We start from the raw sequence: 24981 nt of genomic DNA, 5'->3' as shown, positions 1-24981 counted from the left end.
CCGGCGGCTGCCTGCCAGCGTCGTGCCACGATGGACGCCCGGGGTCAAGCTGGCCAGTTTCCTCGGGAGCTGCCGGTGAGGCAGCAGGGGGCGGGGAGGGGCTCTCGTGGTATATCGGGACGGTCGCCCCGTCCTCGACCGCGCGCTGGATGCCGTCGACCGAGATTCGTCGCCGAAGACGGCGCGGGTGTTCTTGTCGATCGCATCGACGGGCGTGCCCGTGAAGCCGATGGGCGGCGCGCTCGGCAGGCGCGCCGCCCCAGCTGGGTGAGCCCTGGGCAGCTCGGTCAGTACTGGAGCGTGATGTTGGCCGTGTATCCCTGCGCGGCGAAGCTGTTCACGGTGAGGGTCAGGCCGCCAGGGACCGTGTAGGTCGTGCCGGGCAGGCGCTCGGTGCCGCCGGCCGTGATGAGGTAAGGCACGCCGTTCACGACCCGATGGAGGAGCACGGTGTCGCGCGGGATGCCCTGATCCCAGCCGCTCCGCATCCGGTACTCGATCACGTAATGATCGTTGTTGTTGGCGCCCACGCGCACCATGAGCGGCCCGTCGGCCTCCGGCCGGCTGAGCGCGGCGAGCTTGAGCGTCGCCGTCTGCCGCGCGCTGCCGGGGTTGAGCTGCAGCGTGCGGTGCGCCGGGATGAAGCTCTTCTGAGCCCGGAGCGGCGCGTTCATCTCCGGTCCGGCCTGGAAGCCCGCGAGGTTGTTGAACGTGTACACGTTCATCGCGCTCATGATGTCCCAGTGATCCCAGTACTCGCCGGGCCCGGACCACGAGGCGGCGCGCCGGGTCGTGTCGTCGAACGAGTGGCCCCAGCCGAAGCCGTGCGCCATCTCGTGAGCAGCGAACGTGACGTTCCACGCGCCGGGATCCAGGAGGACGCGATTCCCGGCGGCGCCCGAGTCGACCGCGCCGTTGATGAGCGCGACGACGCTCACGTACCCGGAGGTCGAGCCGCCGTAGGCGTCGACGCAGCGCTGGATGCGGTCCCAGCGGCTCAGCGACCGGGACTGGTCCAGGGTGACGGACATCGTGTACCAGGAGCTCGGGATCTGGGTGCCTGTCAGGTCCCACGAGCCATACGACTGGTCGCGGAAGTAGTTCACCGTGCCGAACGCGCTGTCACCCGTGAACAGGTTGCGGAAGAACGGGTGCGCCTGCGGCTCCGCCGCGATGTCGCGGAACTTGCACTTCAGGACGAGCCACGGCTTGGCGGTGAACGGCGCCCAGCCGGCGTGGTTGCCTGGCGCGTACTGCGTGTAGACCCACCAGTACGTGAGGCCGCTGCCGTCCCAGCGCGCATCGCTGCGGATCACACCGTTCCAGCTCGGCTGATAGACGATGGCGTCCTCGCGGTAACGGCCGCCGGGCTCGGCGATATCGCCGCGAAGGGAGCCGAAGAACAGCTGCGCGCCGCCGGCGGTGTCGATCTGCCCGAGGGCCACCCCGGGGAGCGCTGGCAGGTCGCCCGCCTGGTATTCCATCCGGAAGAACCGGGTCGCCCCCGTCACGCGGTTTCGCAGCACGACGTCGTCGGCGGCGTTGTCGTCGATGCGCGCAGCCTGGACCTGATCGTCGGCGGACACGAACCCGGACCGGGTGGTGAACGCCCACCAGAAGGTGTGGTTCGTGCCGTCGAACACCGACACGTAATAGAGGACCTGGCCCCATCCGTTCACGGCCATGATGTCGTCGCGGCCATCGCCGTTGAAGTCGCCGGCGCGCAACGTCACGCCCGATGTCGCGATCCCCGCCAGGTTGCCCTGGTGGAAGAGCGGCGTGGACGCGAAGACGTGGTCGCCCTTGACCGAGTACATCCGGTACGCGCCGCCGCTCCTGTTATAGACCAGGATGTCGTCGCGGCGGTCCCCGTCGAAGTCGCCCACGATCGCGTCTTCATTGCTGCCGACGAAGCTCCCCTGCGTGAACCACCACCAGAGCTCGCGGCGATCGGCGCCGATGCCGTAGCACTCGAGCGAGCCGTCATCGAGGATCAAGCAGGTCTGATCGTAGCGATCGCCGTGGAAGTCGCCCGTCAGCACGCGCGTGATCGGGCGGCGGGTGTACAGGTGAAGGACGCCGGTCTTCTCGAAATCGGTCTTGCTCACGAAGAGCTTGTTGCTGGTGAACTGGAGAAAATCGCTCACCCCGTCAGCGTCGATGTCCGCCAAGAGGGTGTTGTTCGGCAGCATGTTTTGCGTGTTGCTGCCGCGCCCCTTCCTGCCCGAGCTGGCGATGGCGGAGCGGACGTCCGCCTCGGCGGGTCCGAGCACGATCTTGGCCGCGCATGGCACCTCCCCGCACGCCGGCGCAACGCTGGGGCCAAGCTCCTCGCCGTCCACCGGAGCGGCCGGCGAGCGCGTGAGCGGCGGGTGCTCGAGCTCGTCGAGGTGCGCTGCAGGCGCGTCGAGAGCGGGTGAGTCGGAATCGGCAGATGGGCTGTCGGTCGAGGGCTCGTCGGCGCGCGACCCGTCCTCGCCAGCGGAGCCTCCCCCGACGTCACCCTCAGGCTCCTCGGTGCTCGGCGGCGCGACGCAGGCCGCCTGGCCGAGCACCAGCACGGAGGCGCCGGCCAGGAGCGCGCGGGTGAGGATCCCCGGCGCGCGCCGCGAGGCTCTCCGCGCGCGGCCCGGCGCGCTGGCCGGGGTCGGCGACGCGGGGTGAAGCGACGGGGAGGCAGGGGGAAGATCGTTTCCATAAGTATTTTCGTTCATGGTCATTCTCCGTCGACTGCGCTCCACGAGCGCTCGAGGCTCCGCCGCGCGGCCGAGCCAGCCACTGCATCTCGGGATCTGCGCGCCGCACGTCACCGCGACAGCGCCGACCTCCGCCGGCCCTCTTTGCAGTGCGCGTACCAGGGCGCACCTCGCCACGGCACCTGCGGAAACCGCGCCGCGCCGGGGCTCGCCGTGGCGCGCGCTGCGACAGGTGAGGGGCGGCGCGCGGCAGCCGTCGTCGCCGGCGCGTCGGCGTGCGACACGCCGGGGGCAGCGTGCTCCGCTGGGTCGCAGCTCGAGGGGCGCCGGCGCCGGATGTGCCCCTCGCCGGTGGCACCGCCCCTTCCAGCCCGTGGCCCTACCCCTCGGGTGGGTTCACGTCGAGCGTTGAGAGGATAGCCCGCCCTCTAGATTCTCGCGGTCATGCTCACACTGGCCAGCTCGTGCAGCGGGACGATGGAGTCTCCGGAGCGAGGACGCCCCGGACGCGCGGCGATCGACGCGGACGCTTTCCCCCACGGATGACCCCCGATACGGGCGCCTTCCTCGGGATCGTCGCGGACAGCGCCATGTTCCCCGCCCTCCGCCGCCCGGAGGGCCTCGCCTTCGGCCCCGATGGGGAGCTGTACGTCACGAGCTTTCGCGACGACACCGACACCGCAACCACCATCGACCAGATCCTCGTCTTCGACGTGGTCGGCCGGACGCAGGCCGTGCTCGTGGATTCGATCCCTCTAGAACAACGATCACGTTGATCGAGCGAGAAATGAACCGCCAAGACGTCGAGGACGCCAAGAAGAAGACAAAGTCTTGGCGTCCTCGGCGTCTTGGCGGTTCGAAGTTCTGCTCGTTTCAGGCGGGTTCAACCCGGTTGTCGCTCTAGTACTACAGCCGCGGTTAGGGAGCCCGGGCGCGGGCAAGCGGCCGATGGCGGCGGCGCCGGTAGCAACAGGCGCGAGCCTGGGCGCGTTTTCGGCGTCGCCACCTCGACCACGCCCAGCGGAACTCGGGCGAATGGGCGGGCAGCGGAAGTACCAGCTCCATCAGGCGGCGGACTTCGGGAATGCTCCAGGGCGCCAGCGTCGGCGGACCGTCGGTTTCTTCGGGCGCGGCAGGCTTTTTTTCCCCGACGTGTCAAGCGCCGTCTTCTGCATGGGCTTGACGTTCTTCCTCGATCCCGGGCGCGTCGCTTTGGGCACGAGCTCGGGGTTCATCGCCGGGGCGTACGGGAAGGCGCCCTCCGCGGGAAGCTTCGCGCGCACGAAGGCCAACCACGCCAGGGCCATCATCCCGAGGGTGATGTACCGATGCCAGCTCGGCCACGAGCGGACCTCGTAGTGGTCGAGGCCCACGTCATCCTTCGCCTCCTCGAAGCACTGCTCGATCGTGTAGCGCGTGGAGGCCACGTGCGCGAGCGTTGTCAGCGGCGTGTCGGCTCCGGCGTTGGACAGGTAGTAGCCCACGTCCGACGGCTTCGAAACAGAACGGCGGGCCAGTAGCCAGACGTCGTCGGCCGGCAAGCGCCGACGGCTGTCGACGACGCGCGCGCAGGCCCAGTCGTACTCGATGGGTCCCTTCTCGCCTTGATGGATGGCGAGGCGATGCCATTGCTTCGGCGACCACTGGGCCACCACCTTGGCCACGGTGGTGGCGTGCGGCGCGCCCGGTGCAAGACGAGTGCGCGTGCGGAGCGGACCACGAGGGTGCTCTCGTTCGGTTGGGGGCTCCGCGACCTCGGGTCGCTCGGGCCACACCGGCGTGCTCGAGACGACCGCGAGAACATACCGATGGCCCTGCGCGGCGATGCCGTCGCGAAGCACGCGGTCGCCCCCGTAGACTTCATCGCCGGCGACCCACGCCATCGGTACACCTCGCTGCCAGGCGCCATGCAGCATCTGCATCGCCAGCTGCGGCTTAGTCCGGAACGCGACATCCTCCGGAACGTGAGCGTCCTGCCTCCGCTCCGGATCGCTGCACCACGATTCCGGCAAGTAAAGACGACGATCAAGGATCACATGTCCACGTGGGCCGTTGTAGCTGAGGAACACACCGATCTGGCAGTTCTCGATCTTGCCTGCCGTCCCACTGTATTGCCGCGCCACGCCGACGGACTTTGTGCCTTTCTTGAGGAAGCCCGTTTCGTCTAGCACGCCGATGCCCTGCGGATCGCCGAACTGCTCGATCGTGAAGTCCATCAGGAGATCGCGCGCCGCATCCGCGCTCCAGTCCGCACTGTACAGCAGCCGCTGCACGCGATCGGGCGTCGGATCCCCGATGGCCTCGGCCAGCTGCCAACCGTTCCGCCTCGCCGCCGGCCCCATCAGCGAGCGCACGTACTTGATCGCCTGCTCGCGCGGCTCGCTGCGCGCGAACAGCCCCGCGAATCGCGCGTGAAATGCCTCAAAATCTGCTGCCAGCGCGTCCCACGCGGCCGCTGCTGGCAGCTCGCTTGCCCCCGGATCCATAGGCGGATCCTGGGTCCAACCGGATCGATGTCGAGGTGCGGCTGTAGTACTAGGGCAGATCGGTCAACCCCGCGCTTTTGCGCAGGCGCTGGTCTTCGGCCCGAACGGCCTGTACGTGCCAATCGCGGGCGGCGACCCGGCGACGACGGGGCAACCCCGCGTCTACAACCTCGGGACGGAGCCCGAGACCCATACTCTCCTCGCCGAGGCCGGCGGCCCGCTGCGGTCCCCCTGGTACCTCACGTTTTGCGGGACCAACCCCGCCACGCTCGCCTACGAGCCGCGGCGGCGCTGCGCCTGCGGCCACTGACGACCCGCGACCGAGCCATCACGACGCTCGCGGTCCCCACCCGTTCGGTTTGCCCCGTCAGCTCGCGCGCCTCTTGGCGGGGACGTCGCCGGACGAGCCCGCCGCCGTGCTGTCCGCGCCCACGTCGCCGCGGCGCTGCTCGGGCGCGGGCGCGTCCACGCCCGCCCGCGGGGGAGGCTCTGCCAGCGACGTGTCCGCCGGCCGCTCCGCGTGGGAGCTGCCCGCGACGCGGTGACGCCCCCAGAGGTCCTTGAGATCGGCCGGGAGCTGGCTCTCGATGTCCGTGACCTCCTTCGTGGGGATCTCGCGCTCCACGGCCGCGAAGACCGCGGAGGACACCGCCCTCGCCTGGTCGGTATCGATGTGCAGGTGCTCCGCGAGCGTCTCCAGGAACTCTCGACGACTGAAGACCTCGGGATCCTCGTCGCGGTGCGTGGCGCACGGCTGGACGATCGCCTGGATCGTCGAGGGCAGGGCCGCGGCGAGGTCCCGCGCCTCTCCGCCGCTCAGCCGGCGCGACAGCGTGCACAGGGCCACGCCGACGGCCTCGGGCGCCCCCAGGTGCGGCGGCAGCGCGCCGCTCTGCTCGACCTGCCGGAAGATGTGCTCGGATACCTCGTCGATCGGCCGACCGGCCGCGGTCGTCGTGTTCACCATGCTGCCCATTCGACTTCTCCTCTCGTGCGGGAATCCTGCGAGACCGCCGTGACAGAAGGCAAGCGCGGTGCCGACCCCCGCGCACGGCGAGAATCCACCGTTGTCTCCTCTTCTATGAGTCACCTCCCCCTCAAATTCTCTCTGGACTCCGCTCTTCGCTTCGTGAATACAGGAGCGCTGGCCCGTCTGGCAGTCCAGCGCAGTCCCGCGCTCCTGCCACGGACGAGGGGGATCCCGGGCGTCGCGATCGCCGGCGCGGCCGGCATCGATGATGCCCTTCACCCCACGGCCCCTGCCACCGAGGTCTCATGCCGCCCGTCTGCGCGACCCTCTCGACGCCTCTCTCGTCCCGGCGCTCGCGATCCCGCGGCTGAGGCTCGACCTGGAGGGGGGGTTCGGCGAGCTCGTCGGTCGGCCCCTGCTCGGCGAGGCGCTGCGCGGCAAGCGCTTCGGCGAGGCGAAGCAGCGGGTGCAGTTTCACCTGAACGAGGGCGGCGCCGGCGCGACGGCGGAGGCGGTGGTGGGCTCGTACGGGCTGCCGCCGCCCCGGTCCTTCCTTGTGACGGCGCCGTTCCTTGTGCTGCTCCAGCGGCGCGGGGCGCGCGCGCCCTACCTGGCGGCGTGGGTGGAGAGCACGGCCTGGATGGAGGTGCTCGGCCAGGTGGCGCCGCCGGCGCCGCTTCCGGCGGGGTGGGGATCGCCGCCGGGGTGGGGAGCGCCGCCGGGGTGAGGATCGCCGCCCTCCGTCCGGCACGACGCGAGGGCGCCGGACGCCGGGGCAACGCGCGGTCGGCGCACGACGAGCGCCCGCGCGCCATGCGCGGTCCCGGACGTACGAACTGAACCGGTTCATCTTCCTCCGCGAGGGCCGATGATCAAAGCTCCGCGCCGCGGGGATCCCCGGGGTCCCCACGTGCGGCAGCAGAAGGAGCCATCATGCGAAGTTCATCGTTCTTGAGCTTGAGCTCGTCAGGTACGTTCGTCCTCCTCCTCATGGCGCTCGGGTGCGGCTCGTCGAACGAGCCGTCCTCCGGCGCCGGCGGCGACGGGGGCGCCGGCGGTCAGGGCGCGACGAGCAGCGCGAGCGGCACCGACCCGGTCGGCGGCACCGGCGGGGCAGGGGGCGCGGGCGGCGACGCGGCCGGCACCGGCGGCGACGCGGCCGGCGCCGGCGGCACCGGCGGCGCCGGCGGCACCGGCGGCACCGGCGGCGGGGCGCCTGCGGGGCCGGGCTGGGACTGGACCGGGATCGTCGGCACGGGACAGAGCCTCTCGGTCGGCGTCGAGGGCACGCCGCCGCGCACGACGGAGCAGCGCTTCAGCAACCTGAAGCTGTCGCTCGGCGACGCGGCCGTGCCCCCGTTCGACGCGTCGAACGGCGACTTCTCGCTCGTCCCGCTCACCGAGCCCATCCGCGGGTTCGCGACGGCCTACCCCAGCGCCTACCCAAGGAACCTCTACGGCGAGACGCCCCACACGGCCATGGCCGACCAGATCTCGACGCTGGCGCAGGCCGCCGGCGGCGATCACGTCACGGTGCACACCGTCGTCGGCGAGAGCGGGCAGCCCATGAACGTCCTCTGGAAAGCCGCCAACCCGACGACGGCCGAGGGCGGCAAGACGACGGGCCACGCCTACGCGGCGACGCTGTTCGAGGCGGAGGCGATCGCGCGCCTCGCCAGGGAGGCCGGCAAGACGTACGGAATCGGCGCGATCATCATCACGCACGGCGAGTCCGACGCCGGCAGCGCGACCTACGAGGACGATCTCGTCAAGCTCTGGTCCGATTACAACGCGGACCTCCTGCCCATCACCGGGCAGTCGCGGAGCATTCCCATGCTCGTGTCCCAGCAGCACTCGGTGCACCTCGAGGTGGGCTCGCGCTCGACGTCCACCCAGGCGCAGTGGCGCGTGGGCGTGAGCCACCCGGGCGACATCGTCTGCTCGGGCCCGAAGTACCAGTATCCGTACGCGGAGGATCACATCCACCTCACCGCGCACGGCTACCAGCTCCTCGGCGAGAAGTACGGCCAGGTCTACTTCGAGAAGGTCGTCCTCGGGAAGGACTGGCAGCCGCTCCAGCCGACGGGCGTCGAGCGCAGCGGGAACGTGATCACCGTGCGCTTCCACGTCCCGGTGCCGCCGCTCGCCTGGGACAGCGCGCTGCCGTCTCCCCACCAGACGGCGTTCACGGAGTGGTCGAAGGGCCGCGGCTTCCAGGTCTGGAGCGGCGACACCCGGATCGAGATCAGCAGCGTCGAGATCGACGGCGACGCGGTGAAGATCACGTGCGCGTCGGATCTCCCCTCGTCCGGCGCGATGGTCGGCTACGCGGCGACGACCGACGGGACCGCGATGCCCGGCGGCACGACGCGCTGGGGGCAGCTCCGCGACTCCGATCCGTTCGTCGGCTCGATCACGGGCAAGCCCCAGCCGAACTACAGCGTCGCGTTCGAGATGAGCGTGCCCTGAGCCCCGCGCGGCCGCGCGCGGAGAGACGCCGCGCGGCCTTCCCCCGGCGTCACTGGGCGCGCCGGATCTCGTCGGAGAACCTCACGGCCTCGCGGAGCACGTGATCGGCGAGCGAGGGATCGATGATGCTCTTGACCTGCCCCGTCTCGATCCCCTGCTCCGCGGCCGTCTTGAAGTCGATGACCTCGTCGGCCATGCTCGCGAGGTGCCCGGCGCCGACGCGCTGGATGTGCGCCTGGTACATCGCGCCGGCGCGCGCGTTCGCCTGGTCGACGAGCTGGCGCTCCTGCGGGTCGAGCAGGTGCGCGATGAACTCCAGGTGCTCGGCCATGATCCGCGTCCAGAACGACCCGACCTCGTCGCGCTGGAACCCGGCGCCGCCGTTCGCGAGCAGATCGAGCCGGCCGGCGAACCGCTCGGCCTCGCGCGCGATGTGGTCGAAGAACAGCGGCCAGACGAGGCTCTTCAGCGCGCCGGCCTCCTGCGCAGCCTGCATGCGGCGCTTGTACTCGAGGAACTGAAGGACGCTCGACCGTGTTTGTGCGAGCAGCGGATAGAGCTCGTCATCGCGGTAGGCGCGGTCGCGGGACGAGACGAAGTGCTGGGCGAAGAGGACCTGGAATTGCCGCGCCTCGTCCCGCTCCGCGCGGAGGCGGTCGCCCGGCATGAGGAGCGCGATGAACATCGCGTGTTCCATCATGATGTCCGTCCAGAAGAGGACCTCCGCGAGGGCGTGCGCCGCGAGGCCGGCGTGCATGCCGGGCAGGTAGATCGGCTTCTTCGCGCGCTGATCGACGAGGATACCGGGCGTCTGGGGGACGCCTTCGGGGAGCGACAGGGGCCCGACCGGCTCGCAGCTCCCGGCGCCCTTGTCGACCGCGAGCGCGAGGCCCGGCGGGGCGAGCAGCGAGACACCCACGGTGGCCGCCGCCCTGCCGGCGAATCGCCGGCGTCCAAATTTGCCTTGTGAAACACGCTTCTCCATCGACGCTCCTCCAGGTTCGTACTGCCGTGAGAGCCCGAGCGAGGGTGCATGTCCCGCGCCCGCTCGCCAGGGAGGACGCGACGGCCGGTTCGCCGGCCAGCGTCTCGCCGGATCCCGGCGACCGGAGACGCCGGGGATCGCCGCGCGCGACGCTCCCTCTGCAGGGGAGTCGCGGGGGCGCGCCGTGCGCCGAGCGGCTGCGGGATCCGCCCGTGATGGGCGACGCGGCGACCGGCGCCGTGCGAACGCCGAGCACAGGGGCGCCTGGTTGCGGGCCCCGTGCGACGACCGAGCACATGGTGCCGCGGAGTACCACAGGAGCCCGGCCCCGAAGTGGACGGTGTCGGTCCAGGCGGGGCAGAGATGGGGCGTTGGCGGGCTGGGCGGGTTCACCCGTCCGGGCAGGGCGCGCGATCGCCCGCGTGGCTCGGCGCGCTCTCCGTGGTCAGCGACGTCACGTCGCCGGCGCTCCGAGCGAGAGGTGGCTGATCATCCATCCGGTGCCTCATGGCTTCCTGTCCGAGCGGCCTCCCCGGCCGGAGCCTGGGCGTAACCAGATGTCCGGCATTCACGAGTGACCAGCTCGGCGGGGCGCGCTCCGCGAACGATGGGCGTCGACGCGTCGCGCAGGTGGAAGGGCGCGACGGACGGTCCAAGGGCGCAGCCTGTCGGCGAGCGGGGCGCGGCGCGCGGCGGATCGTGCGCGCGCTGTGTCTTTGTCGAAACGTCGTTGTCGATTCGGGTCGTCACGTCCTGCGCCGGCGATCTACGCCTGTGCCGGGCTCGGCTGTGCCTGAGACGTTCCGGGACGTGGCGCGCGGAGATCGCGCGTGGGCGGCAGAGGCGGCTCATGACGACTGCTGTGTCTGGCAACGATGTTCGAGAATCGCGGCGGCATGCTGTCGAGCGCTTGTGCTCACGCACCGATTCTGTACTGTCGTGCCCATCCGGATTGTTGCCCTGGAGATCGCATGCGAACCTTGAACCAAGTCTCTCGACATCAAGGCTTCCTTCTCGCCCTCATGGCGTCGGGCGCGCTCACCCTCGGCGCTGGCTGCGACGGCGGCGAGACCGTGGACCCGTCGAGCGCCTCGTCGACGACAAGCACCAGCACCGGCGGCGCTGGCGGTGAAGGCGGAGCCGCTGATGAGGGCGGCGGCGGCGCAGGAGGCGCGAACGAGGGCGGCGGCGGCGCGGACGGCGCAAATGAGGGCGGCAGCGCGAACGAGGGCGGCGGCGGCGCGGGGGGCGCGAACGAGGGCGGCGGCGGCACGGGGGGCGCGAACGAGGGCGGCGGCGGCGCGGGGGGCGCGAACGAGGGCGGCGGCGGCACGGGGGGCGCGAACGAGGGCGGCGGCGCGGGCAGCGCGAACGAGGGCGGCGGCGGCGCGGGGGGCGCGGGCAGCGCGAACGAGGGCGGCGGCGGCACAGGCGGCGCGGGCGGCGCGAACGAGGGCGGCGGCGGCACAGGCGGCGCGGGCGGCGCGAACGAGGGCGGCGCGGGCGGCGGCAGCGTGGACGCCTGCGCCGAGCTCGCAGAGGCCCTCCAGGCGCGCCTCGACGGGGCGCGGGTGGCGCTCGGCACCCCGGGCGCCGTCCTCGCGGTCAGCACGCCGGGGTGCGGCGTCCTGGGCTTCGCGAGCGGCGAGTCGGCGCCCGGCGTCCCGATGCGGGCCGAACACGTGCTCCGCATCGGCAGCGTGACAAAGACCTACGTCGCCGCCGCGGTGCTCCGGCTCGCGCACGAGGGCGCGCTCGACCTGGACGACCCGATCTCGACCTGGATCACGACGTTTCCCGGCGGGGACGGCATCACCGTACGACAGCTCCTGAACCACTCGAGCGGCATCTTCGACTACACGGAGGACGCGGAGCTCCCGGTCGCCGTGCTGTCCGATCCGGCCCGCGTGTGGAGCCCCGAGGAGATCGTCGCCGCCGCGGCCGAGCACGAGCCCTATTTCGCGCCCGGCGATGGGTGGCATTACTCGAGCACGAACTACATCCTCCTCGGGATGATCATCGAGGCCGCGACGGGCGAGGGCGTCGCCGCCGTGATCCGCGAGCGGCTGCTCGAACCGAACGCGCTCTCGAGCACCTCGTTCGACGGAGAGGAGCCGATCGAGGGCGATCTCGCCCGCGGCTACACCACCGGCGGGACGGACATGACATCCATCGTTCATCCCTCGTTGCCGTGGTCCGCCGGCGCCATGGTGGCGAGCGCGGGCGACGTCGCCCGCTGGGCCGTCGCGCTCTACGGCGGCGCGGCGCTCGAGCCGGACTCGCTCGCAGAGATGATCGCGGATCCCGTGCCCACCGGCGTCGCGGGCCAGGGGTACGGGCTCGGGACGCTCGTCATCGGGCGCGAGGTCCTGGGAGTCCCCGCCCTCGGGCACGACGGCGGCATTCCGGGCTACGCCACGGAGATGCTGTATTACCCCGAGCAGCAGGCCGCCGTGGCCGCCATCGTGAACAGCGACACAGCGGATCCCGCCCTCATCGCGCTCTCCGCGAGCGGGCTCCTCCTCGAATCCGACTGAGCCGGGCACGCGCCCCGCGCCGGCGCCGCCGCTCCGGCGCTCGCCGCCGCGCTCGCGGCGGGCTCTGCCATGCTCGCCGTCCGCGCGCGGCGATCGCGCGTGATACGATGGGCCCGTGCGCACGTCGTACCCCCTCGCGCTCCTCACCGCGGCGTCCCTCGCGGCCTGCGCTCCTGCCGTGCCGCCCTGGTTGATGTACCCGTCCCCCGACCCGGCCGACGCCGCGCCCTCGACCGAGGCCGTGTCCGCCGGCGACGTCGAGCGCCCTGCTGCGCCAGAGACCCAGGAGCAGCGGGCCGCGCGGCTGCGCGCCGCGGCCCTCCTCGTCGAGGGCCACAGCGGTGCTCTGCCGCTCGTCCTCGGCGGCCCGCTCGATCCTGCGAGCGCGGTCCGCGAGGCCACGCCCGCGGATCTCGCCAGGATGAAGGCGGCCGGCATCACCGGCGAGCTCTTGCCGATCCACGTCGGCGCGCTCCCCGGGCCGAGGCAGGCCGTGCACGGCGGCGCCGCCCGCCGCGCGCTCGAGCGCATCGACGCGGCCTACCGGCAGATCGAGCGCCACGGCGCGGAGCGGGCGCTGGCAAGGAGCGCGCGCGACCTGCGCCGCGCGAAGCGTGAAGGCAAGATCGCCGCGCTCCTGGGCATCGAGGGCGGACACGCGATCGAGAACTCCCTGCCTGCGCTGCGCTCGTTCTATCGCCTCGGCGTCCGTTACATGACGCTCACGGACACGAGCACGAACGACTGGGCCGACGCCGAGGGGGGAGCCCTCGAGCCCGCGGCGGTCCGCCACCGCGGCCTGTCTCCCTTCGGGGAGGAGGTGGTCCGCGAGATGCAGCGGATGGGCATGCTCGTCGACGTCTCGCACGCGTCGGAGGCCACGCTCCGGTCGGTCCTCAAGGTGGCGACGGCGCCGGTCATCACCGCTTCCTCGGTCCGCGCCCAGGCGCACCACCGCCGCCAGCTCGACGACGACCTGCTGCGCGCGCTCGCGAAGGGCGGCGGCGTCGCCGTGGTGAGCTCCTGGGCGCTGTTCCTGGACGAGGCGTACGCGGAGCAGGCGGCGCGCTTTCATCAGAAGCACGGGGCGCGCCTCAGGGAGCTCGGCGAGCGCTACCCGGGCGACCCGGCGCGGCTCCGGGAGGAGATCGAGCGCATCGAGGCCCAGGAAGGCCCGATCAAGCCGCCGCCGCTCTCGCGGATCGCGGACCACATCGACCAGCTCGTGAGGGTCGCTGGGGTCGATCATGTCGCGCTCGGCGCCGATTTCGACGGGATGGCCGCGTCCCCGCACGGGCTCGCCGGCATCGACGGGACCCCGTCGATGGCGCTGGAGCTCGTCCGGCGAGGCTACTCGGACGAGGACATCCTCAAGATCCTGGGCGGGAACTTCCTGCGCGTCCTCGAGCAAGCCGAGGCGTACGCGGCCTCGACGCAGACGACGCTCTCCGGCGACGGCAGCACGCGGCAGCTCTCCGCGGCCGAGCTGCCGCCGTCCCTCCCGGAGCCGCCGGGCGCGGATCCGCGGCCTCAGATGCCGCCGCCCCTGCCCCCGGCGCCGGCCCCGAGGCCAGCGAAGCCCGCCCCGCCGCCGGACCCTGGCGGTCTGGATCTCATGCTGTCCAGATAAGGAGCGGAGTCGTCCTCGCCATCACGACGGGCGCGCTCGCCGGCCGGCGTCGCTGCGCGCCTGTTCGCGCGCGGCGGCCTCGGTCGCGATGCGATCCAGGCTCCGCTCCCCCTCGCGGAGGTCCGCGCGCAGGGCGGCGACGTTCCTGGGGAGCTGGTCCAGCGGGGCCGGGACCTGATCGGCGGGGCCGAGCTCACGCAGCCGCTCCTCGGCCTCGTCGACGAAGGCGCCGGCGCGCCGGTGCGCCGCGCGCGCGGTGGCGAGGAACTGGAAGCGCCACGGCGACGAGCCGGCGCGCTCGGCGCTGCCGAGCCACCGCTTCATCGCCGCGAGCTGGCTGGCGCCCCCGCGGATCGCCGCGAAGATCGCGTCCAGGTAGCCGGCCTCCCCAGGGTCGGCGCTCACGGCTGCCTCGACATACGGCATCTGTACCACAGCCTCCAGGTTCCGGCGGTTGAGTCCGTGTCGGGACCATCGCTTTCGAGGGGCTGCGATCCGTCGTCTCGCCCCCACGAAATTGCGGCGGCTCCTACGGACCGCGCCGGTTCGCCGGCGCCCGCCGGCCGCGCGCTGATCCGCCGCGAGCACGGCCTACGCCGCACGCGGCCGCTTCCCGCGCCTGTCCCCGGCGTGCGACCATCGCGTTGCCATGGGCAAGGTCACCGCGCTCCACATGGACACCATCACCGAGAAATCCGGTCACCAAATGACCGGAATGGCCGTGAGCGTGTGTCTCACCCCTGCCGCGCCGAGCCCCGTGCCGATCCCTTATCCCACGATGGGCACCGTGGCCGAGGGGATCATCGATCCGTGCATGCGGACGAAGATCGAAGGCGCGAAGATCCTCACCGTGGGCGGCTGCATGAAGGCGTGCCACGGCAACGAGCCCGGCACGCTCAAGGAGGTCGTCAGCCTCAACACCGGCGGCCCCTGCTTCCCCTGGCTCGGCGCGCCCAACGTGCTCATCGAGCTCGGCATGGCCGGCATCACCGGCAGCATGGGGCAGATGAACAAGTCGATCACCGTCGGCGCCGGCGCGAGCGCGAGCGGCGCCGGCGGCGGGGGCGGCGGCGGGGGCGGCGGCGGAGGCGGCGCCGGCGGGCCTGGCGGGGGCGGGCCGCAGGGCGGGAGCAACGCCGGCGGAGGCGGCGGCGGGAGCAACCAGGGCGCAGGGCCGCCCAACCCGCCCGCTGCGCCAGGGGCCGACGGTCAAGCCGATGCGGGGCACCCCGTCGACATCGTCACCGGCACGATGTTCACGCCGCCGGAAACCGATTTTCTCCTCCCGGGGCCCCTGCCGGTCAGCTGGATCCGCACGTACCGCACCTCCTCGGTCCTGCGGGAGTGCGGCATCGGCCGCGGCTGGTCCCACGCCCTGTGCTGGCAGGCCGAGATCCGGGGGGACCGGCTCATCCTGATCGACGAGACCCTCCGCGAGACGACCCTCGCCGTTCCAGCCGGCGACGTCGAGGTGCTGCTCCCCTTCGCGCGGCGCGTGTACTGGGAGGGCGACGCGCTCGTCGTCGACCTCGACGACGGCATCCTCCGCGTCCTTCGGCGCGGGCACGCGCCCGGCACCTTCCGGCTCGCGCAGATGCGCGATCGGGCCGGCAATCTCGCTGAGATAACATGGGATGAGCGCGAGGTGGTCCAGATCCTGGATTCGGTCGGGCGCCGCGCATGGCTCGTCCGGGAGGGCCAGTACAGGAGCTGGTGGGTCGCCGTGACCGGCGCGGACGGCGTGGAGCACACGAAGCGCCTCGTGACGTACGAGCTCGACACGAAGGGAGACCTCGTCCGCGTCATCGACGCCGGCGGCGCGGAGACGCGGTACGCGTACGACGACGAGCACTATCTCGTCCAGGAGCAGCAGTCGGGCGGCCTCCTGTATCACTTCGTGTACGCCGAGGTCTCGGGGGAGCGGCGCTGCGTGGAGACCTGGGGCGACATTGAGGGCGCCGACGTCCTCCGGGAGGTCGGCGCGCCGGAAGCCTCGATGGCGGCGCGTCCCAAGGGCCTCTTCCACATGCGGTTCCAGTACGGGCCCGGCCCTTACGAAACCACCGTCATCGACGGCCTCGGGTACAGGTTCCGCTACAAGGGAAACGCGCTTGGCCTCGTGGAGCGATACGAGGATCCGGCAGGCCAGCAAAAGAACCTGTCGTATAACGCAGTCGGCCAGGTCGTCCGCTCCACCACGTCAGACGGGATCGAGCGGAGCACCTACGATGCGAGGGGCCGACTCGCCTGCTTCACGGACGCGACGGGACGCTCGTTCAGCCTGAAGCGTCGCGAGGACGGCGCCATCGTCGAGGTGCCCGATCCCGTGGGCGCTCGGTATGCCTTCGCTGTCGGCGAGCACGGGCAGATGCTCGAGCGCGCCGACCCGCTCGGGGCGAAGACACGGTATGAGTACGATAAGCGCGGGAGGGTGATCACCATCGTTGCGCCCGACGGCTCCGTCGAGGCTTTCGAATACGACGCCCACGGAAACCTCGCCGCGCGGACGCTGCCGGGCGGCGGGAAAGTGCGGTACACCCATGATCTCTTCGGCCAGCTCGTTCGTGTCGAGATGCCGGAAGGCGCGGTGTACGAGCTCGACTACGACAGCCGAGGCCTCCCGGTGCGGGTCCGGGCGCCGGGGGGCGTGGTCGTCGAGAAGGCGTACAACGACGCGCGTCGCCCCGTGTCGGCGCGCCATCCGGGCGGCGGCCTCTCGTCCGCGCGCTATGTCGGGCACCTCGTCGTGGAGGAGGTGCAATCGGACGGCGCCCGGTACAGGTTCGGTTACGACGCCCGCGGGCGGCTCTCCTGGGTCAAGAACCCGGCCGGCGAGTCGCTCACCATCGAGCGGGACGGGTGCGGCCGCGTGATCCGGACGAGGACGTTGGGCCGTTCACCGCGCTCCGGTTCGCGGGGCAGCGCCACGATGAGCTCACCGGGCTCACCTACCACCGCGCCAGGTATTACGCCCCGGACCTCGGGACTTTCACCACGCCCGACCCGCTCTGGATCGATGCCTCCATGTTCGAGTTGGCGTTCGTTCCCAACGTCACGCTCTGGGTCGATCCGCTCGGCCTCGCCATTCTGCTCATGAGCGACGACCCGACCTGCGTGAACGGCGCGAACGCGCGGTCGCGGGCCACGGGGCAGCGGATCGTGCACTATAGCGAGCTCGGGAATCCGAGGGCGCTCGCCGATGAGAGCGATCTCTACGTCTACGGGCACGGGTCGCCCGGCACGATCCACTACGCCGACCCGAGCGGGCGGTTCACGGGGTCCACGATGAGCGGCCAGCAGCTGGCGAGCAGCATCCAGGGCGCAGGCTTCACGGGCAACAGGGTTCACATGACGGTCTGCCATGGCGGCACCGACCCGCCTGGCCAGCCGGGTGGGTCGATCGCGCAGTCGGTGGCGAGCGCGACCGGCGCGACCACGATAGCCTGCGTCGGCGACAAGATGTACGACCACCCCACGATCCCGGGCGTCACGATCGCCGGCCCCGCCGGCGCGATGCAGCCCTTCACCCGCCGACCTTGACCGATCGAGGTTCCATGCCGTCTGTCTGCGCGAGCCTGTCCACGCCGCTCTCGTCGTCTCGGGAAGATCTCGTCTTCTGCGCCGCGTTCGCGCTCGCCTGGGAGCGGCTGCGGGCGCGGTTCGGACCGATCCGCATGGAACCGCAGCCGGCCCTGGCCGACGCGCTCAACGCGATGCGGCTTGGCGCCGACGTGGTGGATCCGGCCTGGAGCGTGTCGGGGGCTGGGTTCGGCGGCGAGGACATCGTGGAGGCGCTGCGCGCCGAGCTCTTCTCGAAGTTCCCCGGCGCGAGGCCGGAGTACCTGCCGCAAGCAGTGCCCGCCGATGCCCTGCTGGCATACGGTTATCTGAGCAAGGTCCTGAAGTTCGGGACGACGTTTGCTGTGCGGGAAGGGACGTTCAAGGACTGGAGGGTTCGCGCCTTCGGGCTGGACGGCAATCCGTTCAGCGCGGATCCGGCGCGCAGGACGCAGGTCGTCGTGCACGACTGGGCGACGCCGGAGGACTTCGTGCTCGAGCTCGTCGCCGACGATCCGGACAGCCGCGTCCTCGTCGCGCAGGTCGCGCCGGCGGAGACGCTGGCAGCGACGGTGTCCAGCGCGGTCGCCCGGCTCGATCGGCTCCAGGGAGTGGCTCGGCAGATGGCGCCCGACGAGGCGCTCGCGATCCCGCGGCTGAGGCTCGATCTCGAGGGGATCTTCGGTGACCTCATCGGTCGGCCGCTGCTCGGCGAGGCGCTGCGAGGGAAGCGCTTCGACGGGGCGAAGCAGCGGGTGAACTTTCACCTGAACGAGGGCGGCGCAGGCGCGACGGCCGAGGCGGTCGTGGGCTCGTACGGGCCGCCGCCGCCGAGGTCATTCCGGGTGACACAGCCGTTCCTGGTGCTGCTCCAGCGGCGCGGGGCGAGCGCGCCCTACCTGGCGGCGTGGGTGGAGAGCACGGCCTGGATGGAGGTGCTCGGTCAGGTCGCGCCGCCTGCCGCGCCGCCGGTGGGGTGGGGGGCGCCGCCCGGATGGGGGCCGGGGTGAGGCGCGGCGCGCGAAAAGGGGGTTGCCTGGGACGGGCGATTCGACGAAGGTTCGCGCAGGTGCCCCGTGAGCCAGCAGCCCGCCGCGTCGCGTCCGCCGCTTCCGCCCTTCACCGCCGAGACCGCCGCGCAGAAAGCGCGGCTGGCGGAGGACGCCTGGAACAGCCGGGATCCCGCGCGCGTGGCCCTGGCGTACACCGTCGACAGCCGCTGGCGCAACCGGGCCGAGTTCTTTCAGGGCCGGGAGGCGATCGAGGCGTTCCTGCACCGCAAGTGGCAGCGGGAGCTGGACTATCGCCTGATCAAGGAGGTCTGGGCGTTCACCGGCGACCGCATCGCCGTGCGCTTCGTCTACGAGTGGCACGACGACAGCGGGAGCTGGTACCGGTCCCACGGCAACGAGCAGTGGGAGTTCGACGAACACGGCTTGATGCGCCGGCGCGAGGCGAGCATCAATGACGTGCGGATCGAGGCGGCGGACCGGAAGTTCCACTGGCCGCTCGGGCGGCGGCCGGACGATCACCCCGGCCTGAGCGAGCTCGGCCTGTAGCAGGCGGCGCCCGCGCCGGACCGCTCCGGCGGCGGCAAGGCGCCTTCAGGTTGGCCAAAGGCACACGATTCGATATGTCCAGCACCTCGAGCAAGCCAGAGATCGCCACGGCCTACGACCGCTGGGCCGAGACGTACGATGACGACGACAACCGGACCCGCGAGCTCGCGGCCGCGGTCCTCCGGCAGCGCGACCTCGTGCTGACCGGCCGCGACGTGGTCGAGATCGGGTGCGGCACCGGGCGCAACACGCCGTGGCTCGCCGAGCGCGCCGCGAGCGTGCTCGCCCTGGATTTCTCCGAGGGGATGTTGCGGCACGCGAGGGCGCGCGTGCAATCCCCCCGCGTCCGCTTCGTGCACCACGACATCCGCGCTGCCTGGCCGATGGCGGACGGCTCGGCCGACGTCGTTGTCGCCCTGCTCGTGCTGGAGCACATCGAGCACCTCGAGGCGATCTTCGCCGAGGCGGCCCGCGCCTCGCGCGCGGGAGGCGAGCTCTTCCTGTGCGAGCTCCACCCGATGCGCCAGATGCGCGGCGGCCAGGCCAACTTCGTCAACCGCGCCACCGGCGAGCCCGAGCGGGTGCCCGCGTTCCTTCACGACGTCTCCGAGTACGTGAACGCGGGCCTGTCGTCCGGATTCGAGCTCGTTCACCTGGGCGAGTGGCGCGACGCCGGGGCCCTCCGGAACGACCCTCCGCGGCTCCTGTCCGTGCATCTCCGGCGCAGGGCGTAGCTTCCGTCTGCGGTAGAAGGCAATCCTCGACCGAGGAGCCTGCTTGTTGGCGCGCCGCGCGAGGGGCGGACCGCGCCGGGCGCCGTGTGAAGTGATCTGCCGTGCTGCCTGCGCGCTCTGGAACGCGCCTCGCGGTTCTGGCATGCTCGCGGCCGTTCCACCGACCATCGAGGGAGATTGCGATGAAGCTCTACTTCAACCAGCAGAGTCGCGCGGTGATCGCAAAGTGGATGCTCGACGAGTGCGGCGCCACCTACGAGCTCGTGCCCATCAGCTTCGAGAAGCGGGAGCACAAGTCGCCCGAGTTCTTGAAGATCAACCCGGCGGGCAAGCTGCCTGCGCTGGTGGACGGCGATGCCCGGCTGTTCGAGAACGCGGCGATCTGTCTGTACCTGGCGGAGAAGTTCCCCGAGGCCAGGCTCGCGCCCGCGATCGGCGCGCTGCAGCGGGCGCGCTACCTGTCGCTGATGGTCTATTCGACCTCCCAGCTCGAGCCGGCGATGGGCGACCGCCTGCTGAAGGTCGAGACGCAACCGCAGCGGGGTTGGACCGATTTCGACACGGCCATGAACGTCGTCGAGGGCGAGCTCGGGGAGGGCCCTTATCTGTTCGGCGACTGGTTCACCGCGGCCGACGTGATGATCGGCTCGATGTTCATCTGGATGCGGCTGTGGGCCGGCCCGACGGGCCGCCCCAGGCTGGACGCCTACGTGGACCGCCTGCTGGCGCGCCCGAAGGGGATGAAGGTGGAGCCGTGAGCCGTTCGCCTGGTGGTGCGCTGTCGCCGGCGTTCAGGTGACGTGGGCCGCGTCACGCGTCATGATGCGCGCCATGAGGCCTTCCTCCCGCCGCCGGCGTGCGCTCGCGTCATCGTTCCTCGTCACGGTGGCCGGCAGCGCGGCCGGCTGTGCCTCGACCCCGCCGCCGTCCGATCCGCCGGACGCGACGTCCAACCCGCCGCGCCCTGAGCTCCCGCCGACCGGCGCGCCCGGCGCGGGGGGCGCCGCCGCTCCCGATGCGCTCCAGGACGCCGGGGCGACGGCGGCGCAGGACGCGGCGGCGCCGGAGCCGCAGGACGCCGGGGCGACGGCGGCGCACCGGGAGCAGGAGCCGCTCCCGCCGCCCGCGCCCGGGGGGAGGATCGTCCGGGACGCAGACGGCACGTGTCGGCAGTTCCTCCCCAGCCCGTGCCCGCGGGCCTTGCCGTCGGACGACGCAGGCCCCCCCGTGATGATCATGTGCAACCCGCCGCCGCCCCGGCGGGTCGCGTGCCCGCCGGAAGGCGGCCAGCGCTGATCGGCGTGCCCGCCCCGGGGGCAGCCATGACGGCTCCCCGTTGAAAGCACCCATGGCCGGACCGGCAGCGTCACGGCGGTATCCGGTGGGGCTGCGACGGACCGGCGCGCATCTCCACGCGCGCCCTCAGCCCGCGCCGCCCGCCGCCGGCCGCGGGGCGAGCATCGGGTGCAGCTCGGCGATCCCGAGCCGCGCGCGCCCCGCGAACTCGTACGCATCGTCGGTCGCGGCGATGTGCTGCGTCGCCGCGTGGATGTCGCGGAAGCACCGCTGCAGCGCGCTCTCCGCGTACAGGGCGCCCCCGCCGCCGGCGCGGTACGCGAAGCCCGCGACCTCCGCGGCCACGTCGGTCACGTACGTCTGGGCGAGCCGGATCGCGCTCCAGTCCTCGATCGAGAGCGCCTCCCCGGCGCGCGCCCGGTCCCACATCCGCCCGAGCGCGTCGAACGCGTAGGCGCGCGCCGCGGCGAGCTTCGCCTCCGCCCGCCCGAGGTCCATGTGGAACGCCGCGTGGCTGCCCAGCGCGAGCTGGGGCCAGGCCTTGATGCGGCGCGGAGCGACCGCCGCGATCTCGTCGAGCGCGCGCCGCCCTACGCCGAGCGCGAAGCCGACGTGCCCGGCGGCGGTCAGGGCGACGAGCGGGAGCGCGTACAGCGCGCCGCCGCGCCGCTGCGGGGCGGCCGGGAACGGGCACGTCAGCGCCTCGGGCACGAGCGCGCCCTCGATCCGGTAGTGCTCGCTCCCGGTGCCGCGCAGCCCGGCGACGTCCCACGTGTCCTCGATCACCACCTGCTCGCGCGGGACGGCGAGGCTCACCATCTCGGGCGGCCCCGCCGGAGGCGCCCCGCCCTCGGGCGCCACGACGGCGCAGGTGAAGACCCATCGCGCGTGCCGCACGCCGCTTCCGAACGCCCAGCGCCCCTCGAGCGCGTAGCCGCCCGCCGCGCGCCGCGCGACGCCGTACGGCACCTGCAGCCCCGCGAACGTGGGGAAGGGCCCGGCGAAGACCTCCCGCGCCCCCTCGTCGGGCAAGGTGCCCCCGGCCACCGCGGCGAGCAGCGCGCTGATCATCAGCGACCACCCCGCCGAGGCGTCCGCGCGCGCCATCGCCTCGAAGACCTCGACCTGCGTCAGCGGATCGCACTCGGCCCCGCCCAGCGCGCGCGGCGCGGCCACGGCGAAGAGGCCGCTCGATCGCAGCGCGTCGACGACCGCCGGTGCGAGCGTGCGCAGCCGCTCGGACGCCTCGGCGTGGGCGGCGGCGACGCCGCGCACGCGCTCCACGGCGGCGAGGAGGCGTTCGCGTTCGGGGGATCGACGGGGCTCGGACATACGGGGCTCCTTTCCTTCTCCAGGGGGGGTGCGGCGCGCCGGCCCCCTCCGGGCCGCCCGCGCGCCCGATGATGACACTGACAACATGCGAAAGTTTCCACCGTCTACATTTTCGTCGCGGCCGCCCGCCGGCCCTGCGGCGCAGGGCCGTCGTGGTATCGTGCGCGCCTCCGCCGTGGCTTCCTCCTCGAGACGCCGCCGCGCGCGCGCGCGCACCCCGCCTGCGCCTGCGCCTGCGCCCGCGCCGCGCGCCGCCGACCGGCCCTACCACCACGGCGACCTCCGGCGCGCCGTGCTGGAGGAGGCGCTCGCGCTCATCGAGGAGCAGGGCAACGCGGGCTTCACCCTGCGCGAGGTCGCGCGGCGCATCGGCGTCTCCCACGCCGCGCCCTACCGCCATTTCCCGGACAAGCGCGCGCTGATGACGGAGCTCGCCGTCCAGGCGAGCACGGAGCTCGCCGCGCGGATCTCGGCGGCGCTGGAGGCGGCCGGCGGCGACCTCCGGGCGCGCTTCCTGGCCGCCGGCTTCGCTTACGTCCGGTTCGCGCTGGAGCACCCGGCGCCGTTCCATGTGATGTACTCCGGCGAGGTCGACCCCGACGAGCCGCGCGTCGCGGCGGCCACGTCGAGGAGCCTCGCGCTGCTCCTCGGGTTCATCGAGGAGGCGCAGCGCGCCGGGGCGTTCCCGCCCGGCGAGCCGATGGCGCTGGCGGTCCCGATCTGGGCGATGCACCACGGCCTCGCGACGCTCGCGGCGTCGGGCGCGCTGTCCAGGGCCGGCCCGGCGGAGCTCCGGCGCGTCGTCGACGACGCCCACGCGCGCCTCCTCGACGGGCTGCTCCTCGGCGCGCCGGGGCCGCCGCGCGCCTGAGCAGCGGCCCGCGTCTCACGGCGCCGGGGCCGCCGCGCGGCAGAGCAGCGGCCCGCGTCTCACGGCGCCGGGGCCGCCGCGCGGCAGAGCAGCGGCCCGCGTCTCAGGCCGCCGCGCGGCAGAGCTGCGGCGCGCGCGGCGGGTTCCCGTGCCGCGCCGCCCGGGCTAGGCTCGCCCTCCTCGTGCGCGCCGCCCTCGCTGCGACAACGCTGTCCGCCCTCCTCCTCGCCCCCTCACCGGCCGCCGCCGCAGAGCCGTCCCCCGAGCTCACGTACGTGCCGGAGGTCGACCTGCCCGTGACCGTCGTCGGCGGAGCCGCGTGGATCGCCACCGAGCTCGCCAAGAAGGGCCTCGCCCCCGACGCGTGCCGCTGGTGCGCGGTCGGCGCGCTCGACACCTCGGTCCGCGACGCGCTCCTCTGGAGCGGCAACCCGGGCGTCGCCCATCAGCTGAGCAACGCGACGGTCCTCGCCCTCGCGCCCGCCTCCGCGCTGGGCCTCACCGCGTTCGCCGCGTGGCACGACGGCCGGACCGAGAACATCACAGCCGACCTCGTCATCGTCACCGAGGCGACGGTGCTGGCGATGAACCTGAACCAGCTCACCAAATACATCGTCGGCCGCCAGCGGCCCTATGCCCATTTCGAGAACGCCGACGTGCTTCATTGCGAGGGCGCGGGCTGCTCGCGCCCGCTCGCGCACGACGACGATCTCTCGTTCTTCTCGGGTCACACGACCGCTGCCTTCTCCCTCGCCGCGGCGAGCGGCACCGTGGCGTCGATGCGCGGCTATCGCGCAGCGCCGTGGGTATGGGCCCAGGGAATGGCGATCGCCGTGCTTTCCGGATACCTGCGCATAGCCTCCGACCGCCATTACTTCAGCGACGTGGTCACGGGCGCCGCCATCGGCTCGGCGGCCGGCGTGCTGATTCCGTATCTGTTTCACGGCCCGCGCGCGCGCGTTGCCGGCCCGGACACACGGAGTTTCCGCCTCTCGCTCGCGCCGGCTGGCAGCGGCGCCGGTGTGGGCGTCGCCGCCGATTTCTGAGCCGAGTGGGGCAGTCGCGGCGATAGACAAGCGGCCGCGTCGCGCCCGGACGGCCTAAGTAAGTAGTCTTGACAAACTGGGATCCGGGCTCAAACTACGCCCGTGAGCCAGGAATGCTGGCGCTCGGGCAACCGTTGCTGGAGCGCGAGCTGAAGATATCGGACGCGCCGCGCCGCTTCGGCGGCGACGGCGCGGCGAGCTGCGGTCCGGGAGAGGGCGTGCGCGCTGGAGCGAGCCCGTTTCCGCGGAGATCCGGCGGCTCGACCCATGAAGGAGTCCAGCGACATGAACGTCGTTGTCGATCATTCGCATTCGTCACACAATCGGTGGTTCGCGGGCGGCCTCGCCGCCGCGATCGTCGTCCACCTCGCGGGCTGCAGCGATCAGGCGCTCGGTGCGCCGCCCGGCGAGGACGCAGGCGCCGGGCAGGGGGAGGCGGCCGCCGCGCGCGGGCAGCGGCCGTCGGGGGGCGCCCTCCCGGGCGATCCCGCGGCCGGTCCGGCGACGCCGCAGGCCGAGGCGCTCGCGCGCGACGAGCTGCTCCGGGAGGGCCGGAGGCTCGCGGAGATCAGGGCGGCGCTCGCGCGATCGCCGCAGGCGTCGCTCGCGCTGCTCGATGAGCACCGGGCCGAGTTCCCGGGCGGTCGGCTCGCGGCGGAGCGGGAGCTCATCGCGATCGACGCGCTGGTGCGCCGCGGGCGTCCCGACCAGGCGCACGCCCGCGCCGAGGCGTTCCTCGCACAGTTCCCGTCGAGCCCCCACGCCGAGCGGGTACGCCGCCTGACCGACGCCGCGCCGTGAGGCGATGCGGC

At 72.5% G+C, this 24981-nt stretch carries 21 protein-coding genes and 2 pseudogenes; 17 read left to right on the top strand and 6 right to left on the bottom strand.

The window, feature by feature from the left end:
- Window positions 1–287: 287 nt before the first annotated feature.
- On the bottom strand, window positions 288–2714 hold the full coding sequence (locus WMF24_RS25600; RefSeq protein ID WP_437730001.1) for an FG-GAP-like repeat-containing protein: 2427 nt from the start codon (window positions 2712–2714) through the stop codon (window positions 288–290).
- 524 nt (window positions 2715–3238) lie between these two features.
- Between WMF24_RS25600 and WMF24_RS25595 the strand changes: the two genes are divergently transcribed.
- Entirely contained in the window at window positions 3239–3472 is a 234-nt protein-coding gene (locus WMF24_RS25595) for a hypothetical protein (protein ID WP_437730000.1), read from the top strand.
- Window positions 3473–3760: 288 nt separating this feature from the next.
- Here WMF24_RS25595 and WMF24_RS25590 read toward each other — a convergent pair whose 3' ends face one another.
- Window positions 3761–5182 (bottom strand): IS701 family transposase, encoded by a 1422-nt coding sequence (locus tag WMF24_RS25590; RefSeq protein ID WP_437729999.1) that lies wholly within the window; start codon window positions 5180–5182, stop codon window positions 3761–3763.
- 115 nt (window positions 5183–5297) lie between these two features.
- Between WMF24_RS25590 and WMF24_RS25585 the strand changes: the two genes are divergently transcribed.
- Window positions 5298–5492, top strand: coding sequence for a hypothetical protein (locus WMF24_RS25585; protein ID WP_437729998.1), 195 nt, complete (start codon window positions 5298–5300; stop codon window positions 5490–5492).
- A 57-nt stretch (window positions 5493–5549) separates the two neighbouring features.
- On the opposite strand, the gene WMF24_RS25580 is transcribed toward WMF24_RS25585, so the two are convergent.
- Window positions 5550–6158 (bottom strand): DUF2267 domain-containing protein, encoded by a 609-nt coding sequence (locus tag WMF24_RS25580; RefSeq protein ID WP_437729997.1) that lies wholly within the window; start codon window positions 6156–6158, stop codon window positions 5550–5552.
- A gap of 259 nt (window positions 6159–6417) precedes the next feature.
- Here WMF24_RS25580 and WMF24_RS25575 point away from each other — a divergent pair, with 259 nt between their 5' ends.
- Complete coding sequence (locus WMF24_RS25575; RefSeq protein WP_437729996.1) at window positions 6418–6879, top strand: hypothetical protein; 462 nt, start codon at window positions 6418–6420, stop codon at window positions 6877–6879.
- Between the two features lie 206 nt (window positions 6880–7085).
- A complete protein-coding gene (locus WMF24_RS25570) occupies window positions 7086–8621 on the top strand; it encodes a dockerin (RefSeq protein WP_437729995.1) in 1536 nt (511 codons plus the stop codon).
- Window positions 8622–8670: 49 nt separating this feature from the next.
- Here WMF24_RS25570 and WMF24_RS25565 read toward each other — a convergent pair whose 3' ends face one another.
- Window positions 8671–9606, bottom strand: a complete 936-nt coding sequence (locus WMF24_RS25565) for a DUF2935 domain-containing protein (RefSeq protein ID WP_437729994.1) — start codon at window positions 9604–9606, stop codon at window positions 8671–8673.
- Between the two features lie 1022 nt (window positions 9607–10628).
- On the opposite strand from WMF24_RS25565, the gene WMF24_RS25560 reads away from it, so the two are divergent.
- Window positions 10629–12143 (top strand): serine hydrolase domain-containing protein, encoded by a 1515-nt coding sequence (locus WMF24_RS25560; protein ID WP_437729993.1) that lies wholly within the window; start codon window positions 10629–10631, stop codon window positions 12141–12143.
- A gap of 115 nt (window positions 12144–12258) precedes the next feature.
- The gene (locus WMF24_RS25555) at window positions 12259–13773 is read left to right on the top strand and encodes a dipeptidase (RefSeq protein ID WP_437729992.1); all 1515 of its coding nucleotides are present in this window, start codon (window positions 12259–12261) and stop codon (window positions 13771–13773) included.
- A gap of 21 nt (window positions 13774–13794) precedes the next feature.
- Here the strand turns inward: WMF24_RS25555 and WMF24_RS25550 are convergent, their stop codons facing one another.
- Window positions 13795–14178 (bottom strand): hypothetical protein, encoded by a 384-nt coding sequence (locus tag WMF24_RS25550; protein ID WP_437729991.1) that lies wholly within the window; start codon window positions 14176–14178, stop codon window positions 13795–13797.
- 244 nt (window positions 14179–14422) lie between these two features.
- On the opposite strand from WMF24_RS25550, the pseudogene WMF24_RS25545 reads away from it, so the two are divergent.
- From WMF24_RS25545 to WMF24_RS25510, 8 genes and pseudogenes are all read left to right on the top strand, one after another.
- Window positions 14423–15205: pseudogene (locus tag WMF24_RS25545) on the top strand (PAAR-like domain-containing protein); the annotation flags it as partial.
- 1427 nt (window positions 15206–16632) lie between these two features.
- Window positions 16633–16794: pseudogene (locus WMF24_RS25540) on the top strand (RHS repeat-associated core domain-containing protein); the annotation flags it as partial.
- 3 nt (window positions 16795–16797) lie between these two features.
- On the top strand, window positions 16798–17313 hold the full coding sequence (locus WMF24_RS25535) for a hypothetical protein (RefSeq protein WP_437738953.1): 516 nt from the start codon (window positions 16798–16800) through the stop codon (window positions 17311–17313).
- A gap of 14 nt (window positions 17314–17327) precedes the next feature.
- A complete protein-coding gene (locus WMF24_RS25530; RefSeq protein ID WP_437729990.1) occupies window positions 17328–18341 on the top strand; it encodes a hypothetical protein in 1014 nt (337 codons plus the stop codon).
- Window positions 18342–18407: 66 nt separating this feature from the next.
- Entirely contained in the window at window positions 18408–18890 is a 483-nt protein-coding gene (locus WMF24_RS25525) for a DUF1348 family protein (protein WP_437729989.1), read from the top strand.
- A 74-nt stretch (window positions 18891–18964) separates the two neighbouring features.
- Window positions 18965–19624: a class I SAM-dependent methyltransferase gene (locus WMF24_RS25520; RefSeq protein WP_437729988.1), complete on the top strand. Its 660-nt coding sequence runs from the start codon at window positions 18965–18967 to the stop codon at window positions 19622–19624.
- A 182-nt stretch (window positions 19625–19806) separates the two neighbouring features.
- The gene (locus tag WMF24_RS25515) at window positions 19807–20382 is read left to right on the top strand and encodes a glutathione S-transferase family protein (protein ID WP_437729987.1); all 576 of its coding nucleotides are present in this window, start codon (window positions 19807–19809) and stop codon (window positions 20380–20382) included.
- A gap of 73 nt (window positions 20383–20455) precedes the next feature.
- Window positions 20456–20920, top strand: coding sequence for a hypothetical protein (locus WMF24_RS25510; protein ID WP_437729986.1), 465 nt, complete (start codon window positions 20456–20458; stop codon window positions 20918–20920).
- 126 nt (window positions 20921–21046) lie between these two features.
- Here WMF24_RS25510 and WMF24_RS25505 read toward each other — a convergent pair whose 3' ends face one another.
- Window positions 21047–22252, bottom strand: a complete 1206-nt coding sequence (locus WMF24_RS25505; RefSeq protein ID WP_437729985.1) for an acyl-CoA dehydrogenase family protein — start codon at window positions 22250–22252, stop codon at window positions 21047–21049.
- 85 nt (window positions 22253–22337) lie between these two features.
- On the opposite strand from WMF24_RS25505, the gene WMF24_RS25500 reads away from it, so the two are divergent.
- From WMF24_RS25500 to WMF24_RS25490, 3 genes are all read left to right on the top strand, one after another.
- Window positions 22338–23123: a TetR/AcrR family transcriptional regulator gene (locus tag WMF24_RS25500; protein WP_437729984.1), complete on the top strand. Its 786-nt coding sequence runs from the start codon at window positions 22338–22340 to the stop codon at window positions 23121–23123.
- 275 nt (window positions 23124–23398) lie between these two features.
- Complete coding sequence (locus WMF24_RS25495) at window positions 23399–24169, top strand: phosphatase PAP2 family protein (protein WP_437729983.1); 771 nt, start codon at window positions 23399–23401, stop codon at window positions 24167–24169.
- Between the two features lie 267 nt (window positions 24170–24436).
- A complete protein-coding gene (locus WMF24_RS25490; protein ID WP_437729982.1) occupies window positions 24437–24970 on the top strand; it encodes a hypothetical protein in 534 nt (177 codons plus the stop codon).
- Window positions 24971–24981 lie beyond the last annotated feature (11 nt).

This window comes from Sorangium sp. So ce1335, from assembly GCF_051521615.1.
GTDB lineage: Bacteria > Myxococcota_A > Polyangia > Polyangiales > Polyangiaceae > Sorangium.
The sequence above is the reverse complement of the archived record's forward strand: the minus strand, read 5'-3'. Positions and strand labels throughout refer to the sequence as shown.